Annotated in this window: 22 protein-coding genes; 4 read left to right on the top strand and 18 right to left on the bottom strand. The window is 31.0% G+C overall.

Annotated elements, in window-relative coordinates; translation table 11 throughout:
- Positions 1-288: 288 nt before the first annotated feature.
- The 3 genes from B2741_RS11425 to B2741_RS11415 all read right to left on the bottom strand — a co-directional run bounded on the left by B2741_RS11425 (position 289) and on the right by B2741_RS11415 (position 3173).
- Positions 289-1698, bottom strand: coding sequence for an MBL fold metallo-hydrolase (locus B2741_RS11425; protein WP_291138955.1), 1410 nt, complete (start codon positions 1696-1698; stop codon positions 289-291).
- Between the two features lie 66 nt (positions 1699-1764).
- Positions 1765-2541: a sulfite exporter TauE/SafE family protein gene (locus B2741_RS11420; protein WP_291138953.1), complete on the bottom strand. Its 777-nt coding sequence runs from the start codon at positions 2539-2541 to the stop codon at positions 1765-1767.
- Complete coding sequence (locus B2741_RS11415; protein ID WP_133610916.1) at positions 2541-3173, bottom strand: Crp/Fnr family transcriptional regulator; 633 nt, start codon at positions 3171-3173, stop codon at positions 2541-2543. Before B2741_RS11415 ends, B2741_RS11420 begins: the two co-directional genes overlap by 1 nt.
- A 139-nt stretch (positions 3174-3312) precedes the next feature.
- On the opposite strand from B2741_RS11415, the gene B2741_RS11410 reads away from it, so the two are divergent.
- Positions 3313-3807 carry a hypothetical protein gene (locus B2741_RS11410; RefSeq protein WP_291138950.1) on the top strand — a complete coding sequence of 165 codons (495 nt, stop codon included), beginning with the start codon at positions 3313-3315 and terminating at the stop codon, positions 3805-3807.
- A 3-nt stretch (positions 3808-3810) separates the two neighbouring features.
- Positions 3811-4029 carry a hypothetical protein gene (locus tag B2741_RS11405; RefSeq protein WP_291138948.1) on the top strand — a complete coding sequence of 73 codons (219 nt, stop codon included), beginning with the start codon at positions 3811-3813 and terminating at the stop codon, positions 4027-4029.
- Here B2741_RS11405 and B2741_RS11400 read toward each other — a convergent pair whose 3' ends face one another.
- Positions 4030-4587: a 2'-5' RNA ligase family protein gene (locus B2741_RS11400; RefSeq protein ID WP_291138946.1), complete on the bottom strand. Its 558-nt coding sequence runs from the start codon at positions 4585-4587 to the stop codon at positions 4030-4032.
- A gap of 3 nt (positions 4588-4590) precedes the next feature.
- Positions 4591-5589: a metal-dependent hydrolase gene (locus B2741_RS11395; protein ID WP_291138944.1), complete on the bottom strand. Its 999-nt coding sequence runs from the start codon at positions 5587-5589 to the stop codon at positions 4591-4593.
- A 161-nt stretch (positions 5590-5750) separates the two neighbouring features.
- On the opposite strand from B2741_RS11395, the gene B2741_RS11390 reads away from it, so the two are divergent.
- Complete coding sequence (locus B2741_RS11390) at positions 5751-7037, top strand: hypothetical protein (RefSeq protein WP_291138942.1); 1287 nt, start codon at positions 5751-5753, stop codon at positions 7035-7037.
- Between the two features lie 8 nt (positions 7038-7045).
- Here B2741_RS11390 and B2741_RS11385 read toward each other — a convergent pair whose 3' ends face one another.
- The 8 genes from B2741_RS11385 to B2741_RS11350 form a co-directional block, all read right to left on the bottom strand.
- Complete coding sequence (locus B2741_RS11385) at positions 7046-7768, bottom strand: class I SAM-dependent methyltransferase (protein ID WP_291138940.1); 723 nt, start codon at positions 7766-7768, stop codon at positions 7046-7048.
- A 380-nt stretch (positions 7769-8148) separates the two neighbouring features.
- Positions 8149-8586 carry a PaaI family thioesterase gene (locus B2741_RS11380; RefSeq protein ID WP_291138937.1) on the bottom strand — a complete coding sequence of 146 codons (438 nt, stop codon included), beginning with the start codon at positions 8584-8586 and terminating at the stop codon, positions 8149-8151.
- Positions 8587-8593: 7 nt separating this feature from the next.
- Positions 8594-9373, bottom strand: a complete 780-nt coding sequence (locus B2741_RS11375) for an SDR family NAD(P)-dependent oxidoreductase (RefSeq protein WP_291138935.1) — start codon at positions 9371-9373, stop codon at positions 8594-8596.
- Positions 9374-9409: 36 nt separating this feature from the next.
- On the bottom strand, positions 9410-12457 hold the full coding sequence (locus tag B2741_RS11370) for an efflux RND transporter permease subunit (protein ID WP_291138934.1): 3048 nt from the start codon (positions 12455-12457) through the stop codon (positions 9410-9412).
- A gap of 1 nt (position 12458) precedes the next feature.
- Positions 12459-13487 (bottom strand): efflux RND transporter periplasmic adaptor subunit, encoded by a 1029-nt coding sequence (locus B2741_RS11365; RefSeq protein ID WP_291138932.1) that lies wholly within the window; start codon positions 13485-13487, stop codon positions 12459-12461.
- A 12-nt stretch (positions 13488-13499) separates the two neighbouring features.
- Entirely contained in the window at positions 13500-14834 is a 1335-nt protein-coding gene (locus tag B2741_RS11360) for a TolC family protein (protein ID WP_291138930.1), read from the bottom strand.
- A 52-nt stretch (positions 14835-14886) separates the two neighbouring features.
- Positions 14887-15504 (bottom strand): TetR/AcrR family transcriptional regulator, encoded by a 618-nt coding sequence (locus tag B2741_RS11355; protein WP_291138928.1) that lies wholly within the window; start codon positions 15502-15504, stop codon positions 14887-14889.
- A 188-nt stretch (positions 15505-15692) separates the two neighbouring features.
- Positions 15693-16556: an SDR family oxidoreductase gene (locus B2741_RS11350; protein ID WP_291138926.1), complete on the bottom strand. Its 864-nt coding sequence runs from the start codon at positions 16554-16556 to the stop codon at positions 15693-15695.
- 109 nt (positions 16557-16665) lie between these two features.
- On the opposite strand from B2741_RS11350, the gene B2741_RS11345 reads away from it, so the two are divergent.
- Positions 16666-16998 carry a winged helix-turn-helix transcriptional regulator gene (locus tag B2741_RS11345; protein WP_291138924.1) on the top strand — a complete coding sequence of 111 codons (333 nt, stop codon included), beginning with the start codon at positions 16666-16668 and terminating at the stop codon, positions 16996-16998.
- Positions 16999-17316: 318 nt separating this feature from the next.
- Here the strand turns inward: B2741_RS11345 and B2741_RS11340 are convergent, their stop codons facing one another.
- From B2741_RS11340 to B2741_RS11320, 5 genes are all read right to left on the bottom strand, one after another.
- Positions 17317-18609, bottom strand: a complete 1293-nt coding sequence (locus tag B2741_RS11340; RefSeq protein ID WP_291138922.1) for a type II toxin-antitoxin system HipA family toxin — start codon at positions 18607-18609, stop codon at positions 17317-17319.
- Positions 18609-18953: a helix-turn-helix domain-containing protein gene (locus B2741_RS11335; RefSeq protein WP_291138920.1), complete on the bottom strand. Its 345-nt coding sequence runs from the start codon at positions 18951-18953 to the stop codon at positions 18609-18611. The genes B2741_RS11340 and B2741_RS11335 overlap by 1 nt, the downstream gene beginning before the upstream one ends.
- 252 nt (positions 18954-19205) lie before the next feature.
- The gene (locus B2741_RS11330) at positions 19206-20315 is read right to left on the bottom strand and encodes a HigA family addiction module antitoxin (RefSeq protein WP_291138918.1); all 1110 of its coding nucleotides are present in this window, start codon (positions 20313-20315) and stop codon (positions 19206-19208) included.
- 24 nt (positions 20316-20339) lie between these two features.
- Positions 20340-20660 (bottom strand): type II toxin-antitoxin system RelE/ParE family toxin, encoded by a 321-nt coding sequence (locus B2741_RS11325; RefSeq protein ID WP_291138916.1) that lies wholly within the window; start codon positions 20658-20660, stop codon positions 20340-20342.
- A gap of 60 nt (positions 20661-20720) precedes the next feature.
- The coding region (locus B2741_RS11320) for an AbiV family abortive infection protein (RefSeq protein ID WP_291138914.1) at positions 20721-21339 on the bottom strand (619 nt) is incomplete at its 5' end.

Here is a 21339-nt window from a genome sequence, read left to right as displayed (position 1 = left end):
ATGTCGCCGCCTTTCTTTTGAAAAGCCCTATCATTTTTGATAGGGCTTTTTTGTTACCAATATGCCGTCCTTACCGGACTGTAAATAGTAGATATTCAATTGAAAACCAAATCCGCATTAGGGATTACTTTGTCAGTTCACAAGATCGTGTGTAGCATTTGTTCGAGCTCTTACTTAAAATGCCTAAGGATTTTAAGTAAACCGAGTGCGGATAGCTCGACCCTCGAGGAGCGCCCATAAAAAAATCCGACTCTTGTGAAGTCGGATTTCGTATTTTATCTTATTTTTTTATTTCAACGTACTTGGGCAAACATATGCTGTTAATGGAACATCTGTCGTTCTAATGCCGGACATTCCTTTTTCTACGTTAACCATGTTGTGGTAGCCTCTTGCTTTTAGAATAGAAGACATAATTACAGAACGATAGCCACCTGCACAATGAATGAAGAATTTCTCCTCTTTTGGCACTTCGGCTAATTGTTCGTTAACGTAATCTAATGGAATATTTTTAGCATTTACCACATGTTCGGCTGTATATTCTCCCGGTTTTCTTGAGTCTATAATTGGAGCAGTTTCATATTGTGCTGCGAAAACTTCTGGAGAAATCGATTCAATGCTATCGGTTTCGTAACCTGCGGCTTTCCATGCTTCGATTCCTCCTGATAAGAAGCCTAAAGTATTATCAAAACCTACACGAGATAATCTAGTGATGGTTTCTACTTCTTTTCCTTCTGGTGTAATTAATAAAATTGGTTGTTTGGTATCTCTAATTAATGCGCCTACCCAAGGAGCAAATTGTCCGTGTAATCCAATGAAAATGGAACCTGGAACATGTTCTTTTACGAAATCATTCTCGTTTCTAACATCTAAAACCAAAGCATCGGTTTTATTAGCAACGGCTTCAAATTCTTTTGGATGTAAAGGTGTTTCAGCTTTAGACATTACCGCTTCTAAACTTTCATAACCTTGAATGTTCATCAATACATTTTGTGGAAAATAAGCCGGCGGTGGGGTTAATCCATCTAATAATTCTTTGATGAATTCTTCTTTAGTCATATCCGCTCTTAGAGCATAGTTGACTTTCTTTTGATTACCTAAAGTATCCGTCGTTTCTTTACTCATGTTTTTTCCACAAGCACTTCCAGCACCGTGATTTGGATACACAATTAAATCATCGCTCAAAGGCATGATTTTATTACGTAAAGAATCATATAAATGACTTGCTAATAATTCTTGTGTTAAATCTTCTACTAATTCTTGAGCTAAATCAGGGCGACCAACATCTCCAATAAACAAAGTGTCTCCTGTGATGATTCCGTGCTGTTTTCCGGTTTCGTCAGTAACTAAATAACAGGTACTTTCTAAAGTATGTCCAGGTGTGTGAATCGCTTTAATCGTTACGCCACCCACTTTGAACTCTTGTCCGTCGATTGCAACGATAGCGTCGAAATTTGGTTTTGCTGTTGGACCATATACGATTGAAGCTCCTGTTTTCTTAGCTAAATCTAAATGCCCCGAAACGAAATCAGCGTGAAAATGCGTTTCAAAAATGTATTTAATTTTGGCATTATCTTTATTGGCTTTATCTATATAAGGCTGTACTTCTCTTAATGGATCTACAATTGCAGCCTCACCATTACTTTCAATGTAATACGCTGCGTGTGCAATGCATCCTGTATATATTTGTTCGATTTTCATATTTGTGAATTTTATTTTTACAAATTTACTCTCTAATTTTTAATTCTTCTGTGCCTAAAGTTACATTTACATTTCTTTTAACAAGATAATGGTAGCCATAACTAATACAAAGTAAGCAAAAATCTTCTTTAATTGGCTTTCATTCGTGTATTTTGTTAAGTACATTCCAATAAATATTCCAATTACCGAAATAGCTGAAAACGTTAACAAGAATAACCAATCGATTTCCAAATTCTGCACATCACCGATAAATCCAACCAATGAGTTCATGGCGATGATGAATAGGGAAGTCCCAACGGCTTTTCGCATAGGTAATTTGGCAAACAAAATTAGTGATGGAATTATTAAAAATCCGCCACCAGCTCCTACTAATCCTATTATGATTCCAATAGTGAAGGTTTGAATTCCGATTAAAATTAGATTTCTTTTTTCTTCGTTATTGGTGTCTTGACTTTTCTTTTTTAATACAGAAAGTGCTCCAAAAATCATAATCACCGCAAAAAAAAGCATTAAGAATGTGTTTTTCGTGATAAGAATAGGAGATTCAATAATGATTTCAGGAATTCTCGGAACTATAAATTTTCGGGTTAAGTAAACGGCTATGAAAGACGGAATCGCAAAAATGAATCCGTTTTTAATGTCTACTAAGTTTTTTCGGTAGTTTTGAATCGCACCAAAAGTAGACGTTGTTCCCACAATAAATAAGGAATAAGCTGTTGCAGTAACGGGACTTATACTCATTAAATAGACTAAAATGGGTACTGTCAAAATAGAGCCACCACCGCCAGTTAGTCCTAAAACTAATCCAATAAATAATGCACCAACGTAGCCTAAAATCTCCATTAGAATTGAAGGATTTCGATTTTATTTCGATGCAATTTAATTTTTCCTTTCAATTCTAACGCTTTCAATAACCGAGAAATTACTACTCTTGACGTATGCATTTCATAAGCGATTTCTTGGTGTGTATTTTTGATTTCTGTATCGCCAATTACTTTCGCTTTATCGGTTAAATATTTGTACAAACGCTCGTCTAAATTCATGAAGGCCAAGGTGTCAATTGCTTCTAACATTTCGTTCAAACGGACATTGTAGCTATCAAAAACAAAGTTTCTCCAGGTTTTGTATTTGGTCAACCATTCTTCCATTTTCTCAACAGGAATCATTAACATTGCACCATCAGTTTCAGCAATAGCACGAATACGACTTTTCGATTGGCCCATGCAACAGGTTAATGTCATGGCACAAGTATCGCCACGTTCTAGGAAATACAATAATAATTCATCACCATTTTCATCTTCTCTCAATATTTTAATCGCTCCCGTCAATAGAAGTGGCATAGTTTTAATGTAATCCCCAATTTCAATTAGGTAATCATCTGCTTTAAATTCTTTGTAAACGGCAACTTTTGCAATTTCATCTAATAAAGCTTCTTCAAAAATATAGCTGTATGCTTGATCTAAAATATCTCTCATTTGTAATCCTTTTTGTAAAGATACAACGAATCTTTAAAAATCAAATGTTACTTTTGTTACAAAGAAATCGATTTTACGCTTTATGACTTTGAAAAAATACAATAAAACTAATTTTCACAAACATACTTTTTGCGAGTTTATGGAAGTTGATATATCTTCGATTCCGAGTATCGAGTGGCATTACATAAGCAAATCGGGCAGTGGTTATTATTTTACTGATGAAGGAGTGTATCGTATTTCTAATCATTGGGGAAGGGCAGCAAATTGTAGATGGAGATTGATTTCAAGTTCAAATTCAAAAATCAATAACAGTCAAATTCGTACTGGATTTGCTAAATGGACTGATTTTTATCCGAATAACGAAACCGAAAACTTTTTTTATGTAGAAGTGAATTTTGATACTAGTGAAGTAAACTTCCAGCACAAAAACAATCCAAAATACGATGAAAAAGCCGTTTTGCGAAATGCTTCCGAAACTGCAAAAGTTATTAGACAAATAAAAGAAATTTTAGAATCAGATGCTTGGGCGAAACATCTTGATGTTGAAGATTTAGAAGTACTTCGCAAAGAAATCATTTGGAAATTAATTACCACAAACACATCATTACAAACGATAAAAAAAGATTTATATTAAATTATGGAAGATCAATTTACCACAATAAAAAGAGACATTCAATTGATTATTGACAACATGGCTATCAAGAATTTTTCTGAAGCCAGCATCAAATTAATTGAAGTGAGTGATGATTTAGATGACATGATGGACGCAACTGATGATGTAATCGTGTTGAGAGAAATCAGTAAATATCAAGTCTTGTTGAATCATTTGCAGATAAAAATGAGTACGAAAGAATAATTAAAATAAGGTTAATTGTTCTTTTTTAGGTTTCATTTCGCTTAGAAAAGGAATTGTTTCTAAAAAATCATATTGTTTTCTTTCAGGATTAAAAATTCGGATGGTGATTCCTTCGCAATTGAAATTCAAATCTATGGATTCAAACAAACTATAAGCAATTTTAAGTTGTTCATCAGTAAGCTGTCTTCCAATTGAAATATGGGGTTCTGAACTTTTATGATTGACCGGAAATTGAATTTGTTTTGGAATTTCCTTCATAATTTTAACCATTTTGGTTTTACTTTCGATATTAGGAGCAATGAAAAAAGCTCCATTCGTATAATTTCCAAACATATTAAACGTTACTTCAAAAGGATTTTGATAACGACAATACGTTGTGATTCGCGATTTTATATTTTCATACGTATGGAAATCATAATCAAATTCACAAATAGTTATATGTGCCAAGGAATTCTTACTTGGAAACCAGCCAATTTTAGTGCTCAATTGTTCTTTGAGTTCTTTAACTGCTTCAATGACAGCTTCAGATGGATGAAAAATAACCGAATATTTTGCCATACATTAATTCCCTTTTAATCGTGTAAAAATCTTTTGTAGTAATGCTTTCCCGTCTCGTTTGGCTTTTGGAACTTCATAAGCTGTTAAATTTCCATCGGAATTCGCTTTAAATTCATAACTAAAAGCAAACTGGGGATTTCCAGGTGAATCATTCAATAAACCAAAACGCAAATCGTTAAAATATAGGCGTTGATTTTGTTCGGTAATCAAATACCATCCTTCACTAATTTTTTTAAGTTGCTGAAAATCATGCGAATTTGCTAATTTTTCTTCCAATTTCCTGTTTTTAGGATAGAAAGTAAACTGAATTAGTTGGGAATCAAATAGTGAATAATCAGCAAGATAATATCCTTTTGAAGTGGATACATTAGCGTTCCAAAGGATACAGTTGAAAGCGGTTGGTTTTACAATTAATTCTTGATGAGCTAAATTTTGATATTGTAAAGCCTTTTCGAATTGATACACCGCAAAAAGTTTCAAAATACAAGTCAAAAGCAAATAAGAAGAACTGATAATTATTCCGCGAATTACATATTTTCTTCGTATTAGATAGTCTTTGTTTTTCCAAACGAAAATCAAGCTAATCAATAGCGGAATTGTATATAATGGGTCGATTACAAAGATAGTTTTTAAGGCATATCGGTGTTCTAAAGGCCAAAGAATTTGTGTTCCCCAAGACGTAAACAAGTCCAATAAAATATGCGTCAATAAACACCAAAAAGCCAATAAAGTGGAACTTTTGAAACTAATTTTATTTTTTTCAATTTTAGAAATTACCAACCCCAAAACTGGCGACAAAAACAGAAAGAAGAGTAGGGAATGACTCAAACCTCTATGAATAGCTACACCTTCAATATCACTTAAAAATTTTCCAACAACAATATCCAAATCTGGAATCGTGCCTAAAATAGCGCCATACAAAAAAGTTTTGTTTTGCAGTTTTTTACCAGCAACCAATTCGGCTATGGCAATTCCGAGCGTTATTTGAGTAAGTGAATCCATTTTATTTTATCTTCTTTTGAGATTTAATAAAGCTTTGTAACTTTAGTTTGTTGATTGAAAATGATTCTCAAAAGTAACAATTCTAATCAAATATGTTTGTTTGGTAAGATAAGTTTGTAAATTTGGAAAGTACTATTTTTAAAGTTAAAATAAATTAAACTATGATAAAAAGCATCATATTAACAAAGACTAATAGAGATTTGAATGAAAACAAGGTGGAGTATTTTCAGGAAACTCATGCGCGATTTCAGCCTTATTTTAAAGAGAATTTGTTCGTTCAATATGATTTTGATTTGTCAGAGATTCCAGATGCTATTTTAAATATCCCTTATGTTGCTAATCTATATCCGATTTGTTGGTTTCTTGGCGCTACATTGAAAGTAAAGACATTAGATAAAAATTTCTATTTTAGTATTGAAAGAATAAAGGCGGAGTTTGCTAAGTTTTATCCTGAAATCATTGCAAAAAAATCACAATTATTAGTCGAAAATTTTGAAACAGTTATTTATGATGCAAATCAATCTGCCATGCTTTTTAGCGGCGGAGTAGATGCACTTTATACCTATTCTAGATTGGATAGTAACAAAATTCAATTGATAACGATACATGGAGCAGATATAAAAATTGATAATACGTCTCAATGGGAGAAAATACAAGAAGTTAATCGAATGTTACCATTAACAATTGATAATCCGAAACATTTTTTAAGAAGTAATGTGCGTGATTTTTATACGTTTAAGGTTGAGAAGTTAATTTATAACAATACACAAGATTGGTGGACGCTTCTTCAACACGGATTATCGCTGACATCCCTTTTAGCACCTATTGCTTATAAAAATGGAATTGAGAAAGTATACATCGGTTCAACATTAGATACATCTAAGGAAACCATGCCTTGGGGTTCGAGTTATATTGATAATTTTATAGCTTGGGGAAATACAAATGTAATTCACCATGGTCAAGAAGCTAATCGTTTTCATAAGATGCGATTACTTTGCAATTATTTTGAAGAAAAGCAAATTCCAACCCCTTTTCGAGTATGTTACCATCATTTGAACACTAAATTAAATTGTTCTCAATGTACAAAATGTTATAGAGCAATAATTACGCTTATTGTTCTAGGTAAAGATCCAAGAGAATTTGGATTTGAGATTCCATCAGAAGATAATTCCGTAGCAATTTTCTATGATAAATTAATTGAAGTAATTGAGAAGCAGGTGTTTAATCAAGCTGTTTATTTTTTTTGGTTAGAAATTTATAACGAAATGGTTAAGAAAGAAACAAAACCATTTGTGTTTTATGATGCAACCTCAGAAATATCTAAATTAGAAGTTATAAAAAATCTACTTACCCATTTGCAAACCAAGCCAAAAAGTTGGAAAGTAATAAGAAGAGGAATTAAGAGCGCTATCAGAACTTCGTGGTTCCGAGTCTTAAATCAGTTCTAAAATTATTTTTATTCTTTTTTTAATTGAAATAAGAGTAAACCCCAATTTACTTCTATGCCTTTTGATGTGTTTTTAATTCCCAAGATATTTTCAATTCCTTCATGAATAATAGAATTGGAAGCTTTATCAAGTCCAAAAAATAGTTTAAAAAAAGTAATCATATCTGAGGTATTAGCAAATAAAAAAGGATACTCTTTGTATTGACAATTGCTAATGCAAGATTGAATATCAGTAAAAGCTTCAAAAGAAGTTTCTTGAAAAAAATCACCTTTATGACCTAAAGAATTGTAGGTATTTACAAATTCGTTGAGAAATACATCTACACTACTTCCTTTTTTTACATCAGCAAAAATGAAAGAGCCACCCGTTTTGGTAACCCGTAGACATTCTCTAATAAACTGAGGAACATCTTTTAAGTGATGCATACCACTCAATGAAAATACAGCATCAAAAGTATTTGATTCAAATGGTAATTTTTCAGGTGTCACTAATTGAATTTCATTAATGGCAAAACCTTCTGAAAAATCACCCAAAGTAACTTTTGTATTCTTTGGAGTATAATTTCGTAAGTATCCGCCACCAGAAGGAACATCTAACAAATGAATATCATTTTCAAAATTTATTCCTGAAAATAAGTTATCAAATTCATGCTTTCTAGCTTCAGGAAACTGTTGCATGGCATAATGGTAGTTGGTAGCTCTTTTTTGAAAAATAATTTGGTAATCGTTCATCTTAAGGGGGTATTACAAAAGAAGGTTTTTTTTATAAATAGATGAAAGGGCTACATTGTAAAAGTATAAAAAAAAATCGATAAGATAAGTGATTCGTTTGAAACATCTGGCATCATCAAATGATAGTTAAGGTGGATTTTTTATTTCCCGATACAATATCTTTTTTCTTTTTATTAATAAGGGTTAAAGAGGGTAGAGGTGTACTCGGGGTGTTACAAAATTTAGTTCTTAAAGGAAAAAGAATATTTTTTACAAATTTACTATTTTTATGCGAAAGCGTATTAAATAAAATGTAAAAAGCTTAGTATATCAGTTATACTAAGCTTTTTCTTTTTGATTGTTTACTATGTTAATTCTGATTCATTTGAATACTAAATATATCAATGAGGTATCTTCATTTCACTGATTACAAGATTTGATGTAGCAGAAGCGATAATTCTTTGAGAGCTAAACATATCTGCTTTTACATTGATTACAGATTTCCCCTTTTTTATAATAGTAGTTTTTACGATTACTGAGTCACCTTCTTTTACTGCACTAAAAAATTCAACATTCAGATTAATGGTTGGAAAGAAATTTTCTGTACCTAAAATCATAAAGTTTACACCTATACAATCATCAAACATGCCACAAATAACACCACCGTGAAGTGTTCCAGCTGGATTAGTCATTTCTTTTCGTACTTCAAATTGAAATGCAACGGAACTTTCATCAGCAGAAATTACCGTCCCATTTAGCCATTTGGCGTATGGGGATGGACTTCCTGTGAATGGTTTTCCAATGAAACTTTGAAGTAATTGTAATCTTTTGTTTTCCATTTTGTTTCTATTTTATTTGACTAGCTAAATTCTTTTTAATTTTCATCATTATAAAATCAGGAGTAATTCGAGGTAAATTCGAAATAAACCAATTCGTAAAGCCTACTATTTTTTTAGTCTTTTTATTGAGCAGTAATTTAACTCCTTCTTTAGCAACTATTTCAGGAAGAACGGGTTTGTTTGTTTTATACGCATTGGTTGTAGTCATTTCATTTGTTGTAAAACCAGTATCAATTGGACCAGGACAAAGCGCTTTTACCATGACACCAGTTCCTTCTAGTTCAGCATTTACAGTTTCGGAAAATGCTAAAACGAAAGATTTACTGGCTGAATAAACAGAATAGTAAGGAAATGGTAAAAAGGAAAGTAACGAAGCTACATTCATAATACTTCCAGAACCTCTCTTGACCATATCTTGAGAGAAAAGTTTTGTAAGTATAACTAAGGAAGATATGTTGAGTTCAATCATATTCAATTCTTCTTGAAGCGAGGTTTCTATAAAATTACCATAATTTCCAACTCCAGCATTATTGATAAGATATTCGACCTCAAGATTTTCTTTTTTAATTTCGAGATACAAAGCTTCAGCATTGGCGGATAGCGATAGGTCTTTTCGAAATATTTTTACTTTGATGCTGTATTTTGATTCAAGATCAAGTTTAATGCTTTGTAATCTGTCAAAGTTTCTGGCCACTAAAATTAAATTGTAATTTTTTGAGGCTAATATTTTTGCCATCTCTAAGCCAATACCAGATGAGGCTCCTGTAATTACTATATATTTTTCCATATTTATACTATTTAAAAATTTGTTGTTATGTTATAATTATTCTTTTTCAATACTTGGCGGTATTAGTTTATACATTACTGGAGTAACAATTCTTGATAAAATGGTTGAACTGATTAAACCTCCAATCAATACTAAAGCTAATGGTGAGATTTGAGGATTAGGATTCATTGCTAAAGGAATTAACCCACCAATTGCTGTAAGTGAAGTAAGTACGACTGGTAAAAAGCGTATTTCTCCTGCTTTTTCGATAGCTTCATTTAAAGGAACTCCTTCCAATCGTAGTTGATTTGTAAAGTCAACTAATAGAATGGAGTTTTTCACTTCAATACCAGCTAATCCGATAAATCCTACAATCGCAATAAACGACATAGGGTTTCCTGAAAGCCACAACATAGTTACACCTCCAATTACACCAAGCGGAATAACGGAAAGAACAATCAGAATCCCTTTAAAGGTTTTAAATTGTAGTATCAGCACCGCAATGAATAAGAAAATGGTTAAAATGATTACGGTTATGAAGTTGCCTCCAAAAGCATCACCTTCACTTTCTGCCTCACCTGATAGTTTGTAATAATATCCTTTAGGCATTTTTAGTTTATCCAATTTTGGAACTATATCTTTTAATACATCATTTGCTAAAACGCCATCTTTGGTAGAAGCTGTAATTTTAATAAATCGGTTTTTATCAAAGTGATTGATATTGTTTGGAGAGGTAACAAACTCAATATTTGCAATTTGCTTCAAAGGAATAGGTGTTCCAATAGCATTATTTACATATAAATTGGTTAAAACATTTAATGTTGCTTTATCTCCTTTAGGAGTATTAACAACAATTTCAAAATCATCTCCTTCTTCATCGGTGTAGGTTCCTATAGATATCCCAGCTACGGCTAATCGAATTGTTTTATCAATATCAGAGGTAAAAACACCCAGAGTTCTGGCTTTTTCACGATTGATATTTACTTTTATATCTGTTTTCAGCGTGTTCAAATCATTGTTTACATAGATGGCACCCGAATTAGATTTTACGATTTTCTCGACATCAAATGATAATTTTCTCAAAGTGTCTAAATTATCACCAAAGACTCTAACTGATATTGGAGCTTCAATAGGAGGACCTTGTTCAAAATCTTTGATTTCTACTTTTGCTAATGGAAAATCTTTGAATTGTTTACGAAGTTTTTCTATCAATTCAATTTTACTTTTTGGTTTTGCATCATCTTCTAATTGGACAAAAAGTTGCGCAAAATCATTTTTTTCCTCTTGCTGTGGTACATTGTAATAAATTTGAGGATTACCTTTTCCAATGTTGGATGTGAAGTATTTTATTTCTTCATATTTAACCATATCACTTTCCACCAACTTGGTTATCCTTTTACTTTCTTCCAAACTAGTTTGTAATGGCATTCTAATGTTGACCAGAAAAATTGGCTTTTCTGATGAAGGAAAAAGTTTAAAACCTATCACAGGGAAAAGAGTTATCGAACTAACAAATAGTACCACCGTAATTATCAATGTTAGCATTGGTTTTGCCAAAGCTTTGTGCATCAATCTGGTGTAGGTTCTATTGATGAATTTTTGCAAATACTGTAGAAAAATGTTTCCGTCAGCATTGTGATGCTCTTTTAAAATTCTACTAGATAAAAACGGAACCAATGTTAAAGAAACCAACATCGATGCTAAAATGGTACATATCACAGCCATTGGTAAACCACGAATGAATTCTCCCGGACCAGCAGGTAAAAACAATAAGGGCAAAAATGAAATTACTAATGTAGCTGTACAACCTATAACAGCTAATGTAATTTGTTTGGTAGCTTTTATGGCAGCTTCTCTTTTGGTATGTCCTTCTCGCAACCAACGTTCAATGTTTTCAACCACAACAATACTATCATCAACTAAAAGTCCTAATGAAACTACTAATCCAACAATACTTAACTGATTTAGAGAAAATCCAAAAGCATTTAAACCGATTAAACCTAATGCTAATGATAGTGGAATGGCAATCATTACTACAATAGAGGCACGAGTTCCAAGTGGTAAAAGAGTAATTAATACTAAACCTAATGCGATGATAAAATCAACACCCAATCCAGAAAGACGAAGTGCTACATTATTAGCTTGGTCAAAATTCTTCACCAAAGTGATATTTTTTGGTAGTGTTTTTTCAAATTCTGTAATAATTGGTAATGATTTCTTTTGAGTGCTGCTAATATTAGCCCCCACTTTTTGAGCTGCTGAAACTATCACACATCGATGCCCATTTAGTCTGGTAATATGCTTTTCTTCTTCTAATTTATAATCTACTTTGGCTACTTCTTTTAGTGTAATAATTTTGCCATTACCGTTGTAAACTACAGTGTTTTCAATGTCTTCGATGTCTTTAAACTTTCCACTGGTTTTTACGTTAAATGTCTTATTTCCGGCTTCTAAACTTCCTCCAGGAATGTTAAGAGCTTCACTTTGTAAACTTCCGATAACAACATTTAATGGGATTTTTAACTCTGAAATCTTATCGAGTTTCAAGTCAATTCTAATAGTCTCTTCAGGTGCTCCAGATACTTTAACTTTTTTTAGTTCCTTTACTTTCTCTAACTTTTCTTTTAAATCATCGCCTAAGTCTTTTAAATTCTTATAGGATGCATTCTCTGAAATTAAGGCTACTTGGAAAATATTTACGTCCGAAGGATCTACTTTACGAATATCAATTTTGTGAATATCCTGTGGCAATTCACTTCGCAAATTATTTACTTCTCTAATTACTTCTTGATATTTATTATCAACATCCTCACCATATTTGAAATCAACTTGAATGATAGCCAAACCATCTTCAATAGAAGTTACAATTTTGTCAACATTGTCCAATTCATATAATTTATTTTCAATGGGTTTTACTACTAATTCCTCCATATCTTTTGGACTAGTACCTGGATAAACAACCACAACAGGATAGGATGGAGGATTAATTTGTGGATCTTCAGCTCTTGGCATTGTAAATAAAGTAACAAAACCAACAACGGCTACCATGATAAATACCACTAGGGTAAATTGGTAATTTTTTACTGTAAAATTGGTAAGGTTCATCTTATTTTACGATTTTAATTTTTGATTTTTCATTTAGGAATGGAGAATTACCAATGATAATGCTTGAAGCATTCTCTAGTCCTTTAGCAACTATTACTTCTTTATCATTAAAACTTTCTATTTCAATTGGAATTTTCTTTACCGTTGTATCTGAAGTTGGAATAAATACAAAAGCTTTCTTTCCATTTGCCTCTATAACTGCATCGTATGGAATAGCATTGATGTTTTTATTACTTGAAACATGGATTGTAACATTGGCGAACATTCCTACCGCTAATTCTTTTGTAGCATTTTGAATTTTGATTTCGATTTGAAAAGTACCAGAATTACTATCTACTGCTTTACTTTTTTGTGAAACAATTCCAGAATAGGATTTACCATTAGCTTTAATTTTACAGCTATTATTTTCGTTGATTGCAGACCAATCACTATCAGAGACACCAATTTTTACAATCCAATTTTTTTGATTATTATTTTCATTAATTGCAAGAACTGGAAAACCACCTTGAATGATTTCTCCTTCGTTTCCTATTTTTTTAGTTACAAATCCTGACGAAGTTGCATAGATGTAGGCATATTTTTTGTTGAAATTGGCTTGTTCTAGAGCTTTTTCAGAAATATCAAGTAAAGTTTTTGAATTCTGCAATTGTTCTAAAGTAGCAACACTGTCTTTGTGTAAACTGTAAACTCTATTGTAATCTCTTTTGCTTTTTTCGTAACCTAATTTAGATTGTGTAACCTGTGCTTCGATTTCGGTTAATTTAAGAGTTGCTAATAATTGTCCTTTGTTAAACGATTGCCCTTCTTTAACATATATTCTATCAATTACGCCACCTACTTTAAAGGCTAGTTTTGTTTCGTTTTCCGTTGTAATTAGACCAGTTGAGATTATACTTTCATTACTACTTGAATTTTTTAATGTAAAAACTTTAACCGGTATAACTTCTGCATTTTCAATTTTGTCTTCTGCCTTGTTGCAGGACATAACACTAATCATCGAGATAAGTATTACTACATTGTTTATTTTCATTTTTTTAAATTTTTAAAAGTTAATTGTATAAGTTGCATTGGCTCTTTCTAATTCTGCATAAGCAATCCAAGTCTCATAAAAAGCTATGTTTGAATTAAGAAGTGAGTTTATATATTGGTTTTGAGCATCTAGGACTTCTATATAAATGACTTGTCCTTCTTTATATAGTTTGGAAACATCATCATTGTATTTTTTAGCTGCTAAATTTTGATTTTTCTCTGACTTGTAGATTTCAATTTTTGAGAGTAGGTTATTTCTGTATACCTCATATTGTAATAACAATTGCTGTTTTACATTGTCGGTTTGAGAATTGATACTTTTTTCATCTTCTTCAATTTGTCTGACTTTGTACTTATTTCTATTTCCTGAAAAAATGTTCCACTCTAAGGCAACACCTCCAAAATAGTAGCGTGATTGTTTATTGACTTCAAAATCAAAATCCTGAAAGCCCAAGTCGATAAAACCACTTAATTTTGGAAACCAATAAGACTGTGTTAGTTTTGAAAGTGTAGTATTTATCTCTGAAGCTGTTTTTAGTTGCGACAATTCTTCTCTTGCTTTTGTATTTTCTAAATCAAAACCAACTGGAACTGGAATATTATCTTTATCGATTTCAATTTTAGTATCCAATTTTTGATTAATTAGAAAATTAAAATACGCTTGAGCGTTTTTACTATTTTGTTTGGCTTCTTCTAATTTAGCTGCTATTCGTTTTACTTCATTATCACTTCTTAATACAGCAGTTCGATTAATTTTTTCATTTTTAAATAAAGATTGATTTACTCTTTGATTTTCTAAAGTAAGTTGTAAAGCGGTTTCATAAATTGATATTGCTTCTGTGGACTGAATGTATTTATAATAAGCAACCTTGATCTCCTTAACGAGCTCTCTTTTGTAAATGTCAAGTTCCACTTTTTGAAGCTCACTTTGATAGGTTTTAATTCTCTTATTATAGATAATTTCATAATTCAAAAGAGGCATTGTGGTATGAATTTTTGCATCATAGAAATTATTTGGATTAATTAAGACTGATTGATTTTCTAGTGTTGGAAAAGCATTAGAATTTGTCATCTGATTCAGCGTATTATATACTGGGTTGAGTAAATCCCCAATCGGAATATCTATGGTTCTTCCTCCATCTGCTATTGTATAATTTGCATTTAATGATGTAGTGGGGTAGAATAGACTTTTTGCTTCTTTCAAAGCCCAAATACTCTTGTTAATATTAAAATTGTGTTGTTTGACAATTTCATTGTTTTGAAGACCTATTTTGATATAGTCTTCAAGTTTGTTTTGGGAGAAACTATTTAACCCAAAACATAAAAAAAGAAAAATTACTATTCTCATAATATACATTGTTTACTTATTGAACATTGTTCAAAATATTGAACAAAAAAAACTACATTTTATCTATTATTTTTAAATACTCATTGTATCCATCATATAGGATTGTATCTGGATTAGTGAACTTTACGCCTGAGATTCTTTGACGAATTTGAAGACAGCACATACCGTGTACTAAACTCCAAACCATAAACGATAGGGGTTCTACATTGTGATCAATGAAATGCCCTTTATCAATACATTCCTTTATCGTATTTTTTACATGATTAAATGTTACTACTCCTTCGTTCCAATCTTCATTATTAGAATTTTCCAAAAATTCCATAGGTGCTTTAACATTAAACATCAAATCATACATCTCTTGATTTTCAAGTGCAAATTTGATATAAACAAATCCCATTTTTCGGAGTCTCTCCATGGGATCTTTAATTTCGAATAAATCTTTAAAGTATCCACCTAATTCTTGAAAACCAATAGAATGCAAATCATGTAAAATTGCATTTTTATCTTTGAAATAAACATATACAGTACCAACACTATAGTCTATTTCATCGGCTATATTTCTTATAGTTGTCTGCTCTATTCCTTTTTCTAAAAATAGCTTTTTTGCCCCTTTTAGAATAAGTGCTTTCAAGGCTTCCTTCTCTTTTGCTTTTCTATCAGCTACACTCATGATAATTTATTTCTCTGCAAATGTATAAATATTTTTTGAACAACGTTCATTTTTTAAAAAAAATTAAAACAGTAGTAGAAAATAACTACTGTTTGTCAATGATTTAACTAAAAATATGTTTTCAAAGATTAAATATAAAATTCACAATTATAAGTTTTAAGAGTTTTATCAAACTTAATTAAGTTAACTTACAAATTATATAACTCTTTTAGTGCCAAAGAAAAAGAAATGGGTTTTCGACCTAAAAGATTTTCTAAATCCAAAGTTGTTTTGCTGTGCTGATTGGTTTTAATATCTGCCGCAAAAGCATTAAACATAGAAATATATTCTTCAGGGACACCTATATTTTTTAAAAGTTCTGAATAAGTTTCAGCTTCTAAGTCTGTATAAGTTACATTTTTGCCAGATAATTTTGATAATTCTGAAGCTACATCTGCATATGAATATGATTTAGAACCTGTTATTTCATAAATTTTGTTTTCTGATGATATTTGTAATAATTCATTTGCAATTGCCTCTCCAATTTCTTTTCTCAAAGCAAATCCAACTTTTCCATTTCCTGCGGGAAGAGCTATTCCTGTTTCAAAAGGGTTTTCTCCTGCAAACATTAAAATGGTATCTGTATAGAGATTGTTGCGAAAAAAAGTGTAATTAAGCCCACTATTCTTAATATAATCTTCCGTTTGAAAATGACTTTGCATTAAAAATTGATTGGCAGATGTGTTAAGGTTTTCCATTGTAACACTTGTGTAAGCAATTCTATTCACATCTTTTTTTACGGCAGCATCCACCACATTTTTATGCTGTTGTAAACGATTTACAGGATCTACACCTGATACTAAAAGTACCGTATCAATTCCTTTCATCGCCTCATTCAAAGAATCTTGATTATCAAAATCTCCGATTCTTACTTCAATTCCTTTAGTTTTATACTCATGAGCTTTATCTAAATCTCTTGCCAAAACGGCAATATTAGTTATCTCTGTTTTTAATAGTAGTTGGTTTACTACTGCTTTACCTAAATGCCCTGTTGCTCCTGTAACTAAAATCATATTTTTTTTCTTTTATTATTAATTAAATTCAATTGTTTTACAAAGTAACTAATAAAAGTTTATATTTGTAACTATTAAAATTTAAATACTAGTAACTTAAACGTAACCAATGATGAAAGTACACGGAAAAAATTTTGATTGCCCTGTAACGGCAACTTTAGAATTAATAGGTGGAAGATGGAAAGCCCCCATTTTGTATTATTTATCAAAAGGCAAAAGACGATTCGGACAAATAAATGCAACTATTGAAGGTATTTCAAGAAAAGTGCTTACAGAACAACTCAAACAATTAGAAAATGACGGTTTGATTATTAGAGAATATCATAAAGAACTTCCTCCAAGAGTAGATTATTCATTAACTGATTTTGGAAGAAGTCTTGAAGTTGTTTTTACATCAATTCTTGAATGGGCAGATACAAACTTAGTTGTTGATGAAAAGTAGTTTTTAAATTAGCTTTATATAAGCTTCTAAGTATTCAATATATTCTCTTTATTCATAAGGGTTAAAGAGGGTAGAGGTGTACTAGGGGTGTTGCGAAAATTAATTATTAAAGGAAAAAAAATAATTTTTACAAATTTACGATTTTTTAGGCTTTCGAAAGAAAAAATATACAATCTCCGCAAAATATGCGGTGAATAGAATCTCTATTCACCGCATAAATTTATTAAAATGCTATTTTTTACCGCTATAGCATTAATTTTAAGTTGTTGTTTCTGGTTTTAAAACCTATGTTGATTGTTTTTTCAATACTATAATTTTTTATAAAATTAAGTGAGATTTTTTAATTTTTTCTTTCAAACTTTCTTCCACGCTCGTGATTTCTGCAAACGTATTCCATTTGTTTACAGTGTCACTAATTTGCTTTATGATGTTATCCGCTTTTTTAATATTCATTGCTTTTGCAACCATCAACAAGTCTTCTTTAGTTATATCTTTTCTTTTTCCATTTAAACTCAAATTGTGCTGACTTACCCATGTGCTGTCAGGACTATATGCAAAGCATATATCATAGGCTGGAGCTAATTCCCATTCTGAATCCTTTTTTAATCTAAAAGCAAAATTTTTGGTATGATCATCACAATTTCTTGAGATTACGTTAAATACCATTCTTCTGTACATTTGCTCGGCTTGTGGATAAGGAAGTTGTAATATACGCATCGTTTGAAACAATTGTTCGTAGCTGAAACTTGTTATTTGATTAAAATCGTAATGCTGCATGGCGCACAAGGTTTGTATATGGTGTTTTTGGTCTCCATTTTCACGGTCAAAACGTTTTGTCATAAAATGAGCTCTTCCGTTTTCTTCCATAAGTCTACATTCCATCATATCAATTTCACATGCTTTAGCCATAAGATAGTATGCCATCTCGACTCTTCCGAAACCTGTACTCTCTCCAAACTGTACATCGCTAATTGTGTCTAATTTAATCAGCCAGTGTTCAAAACCTTTTGGAGCTATAGTTTGTCCTGATTTTACTTGCCCGGTTTTTTCATTATAAGCTATAATTGCTTTTGGACGAGCACCACCTGCTGAAGTTCCTATTTTAAGAATATCTAGCATTGCTTTTTGTTCATCCACATTTAAGTTGGTTTCAAAACTTTCTTTTTTAGTAAGCATCTTTCTAGAGATGTTTACTAAACTATCAATTTCAATATCAAATGCTCTTTTATTTGGTTTCAGTTGTGATGGTTCAAATTCCAAAGCACCCATTCCACGTGTGCCTATAAAACACAAAAGTTCTACAGGATTCATGCTGTTTTCAGGACGACCATTTTGTGCTAACCAACTATTAATAAGTTGATTTCCATAATCATCAGGTAATACATCGGCTAATAGTCCAGGTAATCCTTTGAATGTTTTTACATCTCTCAGTTCTGGAAATGAAAAAATACGTTTATTACTATTAGTAATCGGCATTTTTATTGGGGCTAAATCAGATTTAGTGTTTATGAATTTAGGATCGTATTCAAAACTTGCTATACCTGTTGCTTTATCCCAAGCAACGGCACCAACGGTTTCTCCCCATATTTTTACAAAAGCGGTTGTAATCATTACCAGTCAGATTTTTTAGTAGTATCGTTATCCGTGTTTCTAGCACGTTGTCTTTTTTGTTGGGCTTTTTTTGCGAGTTCTATAGGGCTTATTTCTTGTTTGATTGAAAAGATATCTAGTAATGGTAAAACACCTAAAGCCCTTAATATTTGAATTAATGAAAGTAATGTAATGGCTTCACCATTCTCAATTTGACCTAATGTCCATTTGTTTATGCCGGCTTCTTTTGCTAATTGAGCTTGCGTTCTGTTACTATTCAATCGTTCATTTTTAATGAATGCTCCAATTTGACTTACGATAGCTGAATCACTCATGGCAATCCAATTTGTATTGGTATTTTCCATCTTTATTGAGTTAAATTATTATTATAATTGGTATTTCCCAACAAATATAGTAATTAATAATATATTATATGTGAATATTTTAAGTTTTTATGCAGGTAAATACAGGTTTTAATGCTTTTTTTATTTATTAACATTGGTATTTACCTGTTTTACTTATATTTTAAATTTAGAGCATATAGTAAATTTTTATTGCAAAAAATGCGGTGAATAAGCTATTTATTCACCGCATAATTGATTTTAATAGTAAAAAAACTAGCTGATATCGTGACTAATTTGAGAGAAAGTACGATAATCATTTAAAGTATAACAGATTCTACCTCTTACAATACATGGGTGTATTTTTACTTTTTTCGCGAATGCTTTAATAGCAATATCATTATTTTTTGTGGAAAGATTATTTTCAAAATCTTTCCATTCTGTTGGGTTAATTAAACTGTTTTGAGCAAAGATATTTGCTTCTTTTTCTTCAGCTGATTTTTTATATTCTTCTTCCTCATTTTTTAAATCGAGATCAATGAATTCAGCTGTATTATCGTTTACTAAATGCTCAAAAATATGTCCTAATTCATGAAAAAGAGTAAATGCATAATTATCCAAGCGATTATGTCTAAGGGTCATTCCAATAGCTGGATTGCCTTCGCTCCAGAATGAAACTCCATCGACAGGTGTTTTTTCTCCTTTTGCTTGATAGATTAATTTTATACCGTATTCATGTAATTTGCTTTGTACTTTATTGAGTACATCTTTATTCTTAGAAATAATCTCTCTTAACTCTGATATTAGTTCCTCTTTATTTACATGGTTAAATGGAGGTACAATTACTTCTTTAGCTTTATATTGTACTAATTTAACCCAGCCGATAATGTTGACTACATCATATTTAAGCTTTGTTGATTTTTTAAATCGAGCATAAGTACTTTGGACTCTTAATGTTGCTAATTCGTCTAAATTTGCAATATTGTAGATTCTTCTAATGATTTGATTATCAATTAGAGGATTACCATTAATGACTTTTTCTCTTTTAAAAAATAATACTGGAATAAACTCTTTTATTACTTTCCAAATTTCAATTGCTTCTAATTGTTCTTTGTTTTTAGCATCAATTCGAGCTTTATCTAAATCGTAATTTTTCTGTGCTTCCATCCAGTATTCTGCGTCTACACCTAATGTTTTTTCTAGGAGTAAAGCTAAATCTGCATTAATGTTTCTTTTGCCTTTGATTATTTCATTCAATTGACTTCTGCTATATCCAATCATTTTAGCAAAATCTATTTGAGAGAAATCGTTTGCCTCAATTTCATCTAATAATATTTCACCTGGATGCGTAGCAAAAGCAGGGATGTTTGTGTTTGTTGGTGTCATTTTTTCAATTGTTTTCGGTTCTTACTATTCGTAATGCTTACTCAATTCTTCGATTTCTAAAATATCGATTATAAGTTCATTTGAAGTGGAAGCTACTTCTTTAAAGATTATTCTGTATTGCATATTTACAGCTACAGAACTCAATCCTTTTAAATTACCAGTAAGTTTTTCATATCGTAGTGCTTTTAATTGAAATAATTGATTTATGTGTGTTATTGATTTCAGCTTATTTATAGTTTTAACATATTGTGCCACGAGTTGCCTATTGGATTTATATTCCTTGTAGGGCTTTGTATTTCCTTGATAAAGGTCTTCTAAATATGTTTTTTGAAATTTAATTTCCATATTGGTGGTGAAATGCTTTTGCAAATATACAATATTTGTTCACATATTTGTGAACAAATATTAATTTTCTATGTAAGAATTTAAAAGCTCGTCAAATTTCTCTTTTTGAGTCAATTCTTTAATAATTTCTCTTATTTCTAAGAATTCATTGTAATTTTTCCTATTCTTAATGGATTGGTGATGCGATAAGATTATCAATTTGTATATTCTAGAAATTGTTTGATGAACATTATCTACTTGACTGAAATTAAATTCATTAATCATTTTATTTGGAATCAACAATTCATCGAAATAATCAACATAGAAACCATTGTTTTTATAATTATTGAAATCTTTAACAATTTCATCATTACAGATATTATTTAACAAGTCACAAAAAGAGTTAATTCCAGCTGACAAATTTTTAATATTTTCATCATTCATTTTACCTTCTTGAAAAACTTCTTTTCTATTTAATCCTTTGTGAATTAATCTCAACAAGATATTTAACCCGTTTAGAGTATCAATCATACCAGCAAATTGATGTCTTGTTCTGTGATTATTAAAAATTTTAGAAATTATTTTACTCTCATAAACTGGATAATTAAGAGAATGAAGTTCAACGATTGTAGCTTTTATTAATTCTTCCAAACTTAAAATTAGTAATGATGTAGCACTGCAAATTCCAGTGATATTGACC

The organism is Flavobacterium sp. UBA7663, from assembly GCF_002483315.1.
Classification (GTDB): Bacteria; Bacteroidota; Bacteroidia; order Flavobacteriales; family Flavobacteriaceae; genus Flavobacterium.
Note: the sequence above shows the minus strand (reverse complement) of the source record. Positions and strands in the feature narration are given on the sequence as shown.

Bases quoted from the DNA above. Each gene is read 5' to 3' on its own strand.
- B2741_RS11395 (WP_291138944.1), bottom strand. From the start codon at position 5,589: ATGGATTCACTTACTCAAATAACGCTCGGAATTGCCATAGCCGAATTG.
- B2741_RS11375 (WP_291138935.1), bottom strand. From the start codon at position 9,373: ATGGAAAAATATATAGTAATTACAGGAGCCTCATCTGGTATTGGCTTA.
- B2741_RS11350 (WP_291138926.1), bottom strand. From the start codon at position 16,556: ATGATTTTAGTTACAGGAGCAACAGGGCATTTAGGTAAAGCAGTAGTA.
- B2741_RS11345 (WP_291138924.1), top strand. From the start codon at position 16,666: ATGATGAAAGTACACGGAAAAAATTTTGATTGCCCTGTAACGGCAACT.
- B2741_RS11335 (WP_291138920.1), bottom strand. From the start codon at position 18,953: ATGGAAAATACCAATACAAATTGGATTGCCATGAGTGATTCAGCTATC.
- B2741_RS11370 (WP_291138934.1), bottom strand. From the start codon at position 12,457: ATGAACCTTACCAATTTTACAGTAAAAAATTACCAATTTACCCTAGTG.
- B2741_RS11355 (WP_291138928.1), bottom strand. From the start codon at position 15,504: ATGAGTGTAGCTGATAGAAAAGCAAAAGAGAAGGAAGCCTTGAAAGCA.
- B2741_RS11365 (WP_291138932.1), bottom strand. From the start codon at position 13,487: ATGAAAATAAACAATGTAGTAATACTTATCTCGATGATTAGTGTTATG.
- B2741_RS11410 (WP_291138950.1), top strand. From the start codon at position 3,313: ATGGAAGTTGATATATCTTCGATTCCGAGTATCGAGTGGCATTACATA.
- B2741_RS11330 (WP_291138918.1), bottom strand. From the start codon at position 20,315: ATGACACCAACAAACACAAACATCCCTGCTTTTGCTACGCATCCAGGT.
- B2741_RS11360 (WP_291138930.1), bottom strand. From the start codon at position 14,834: ATGAGAATAGTAATTTTTCTTTTTTTATGTTTTGGGTTAAATAGTTTC.
- B2741_RS11385 (WP_291138940.1), bottom strand. From the start codon at position 7,768: ATGAACGATTACCAAATTATTTTTCAAAAAAGAGCTACCAACTACCAT.
- B2741_RS11390 (WP_291138942.1), top strand. From the start codon at position 5,751: ATGATAAAAAGCATCATATTAACAAAGACTAATAGAGATTTGAATGAA.
- B2741_RS11425 (WP_291138955.1), bottom strand. From the start codon at position 1,698: ATGAAAATCGAACAAATATATACAGGATGCATTGCACACGCAGCGTAT.
- B2741_RS11325 (WP_291138916.1), bottom strand. From the start codon at position 20,660: ATGGAAATTAAATTTCAAAAAACATATTTAGAAGACCTTTATCAAGGA.
- B2741_RS11420 (WP_291138953.1), bottom strand. From the start codon at position 2,541: ATGGAGATTTTAGGCTACGTTGGTGCATTATTTATTGGATTAGTTTTA.
- B2741_RS11400 (WP_291138946.1), bottom strand. From the start codon at position 4,587: ATGGCAAAATATTCGGTTATTTTTCATCCATCTGAAGCTGTCATTGAA.
- B2741_RS11405 (WP_291138948.1), top strand. From the start codon at position 3,811: ATGGAAGATCAATTTACCACAATAAAAAGAGACATTCAATTGATTATT.
- B2741_RS11415 (WP_133610916.1), bottom strand. From the start codon at position 3,173: ATGAGAGATATTTTAGATCAAGCATACAGCTATATTTTTGAAGAAGCT.
- B2741_RS11340 (WP_291138922.1), bottom strand. From the start codon at position 18,609: ATGATTACAACCGCTTTTGTAAAAATATGGGGAGAAACCGTTGGTGCC.
- B2741_RS11380 (WP_291138937.1), bottom strand. From the start codon at position 8,586: ATGGAAAACAAAAGATTACAATTACTTCAAAGTTTCATTGGAAAACCA.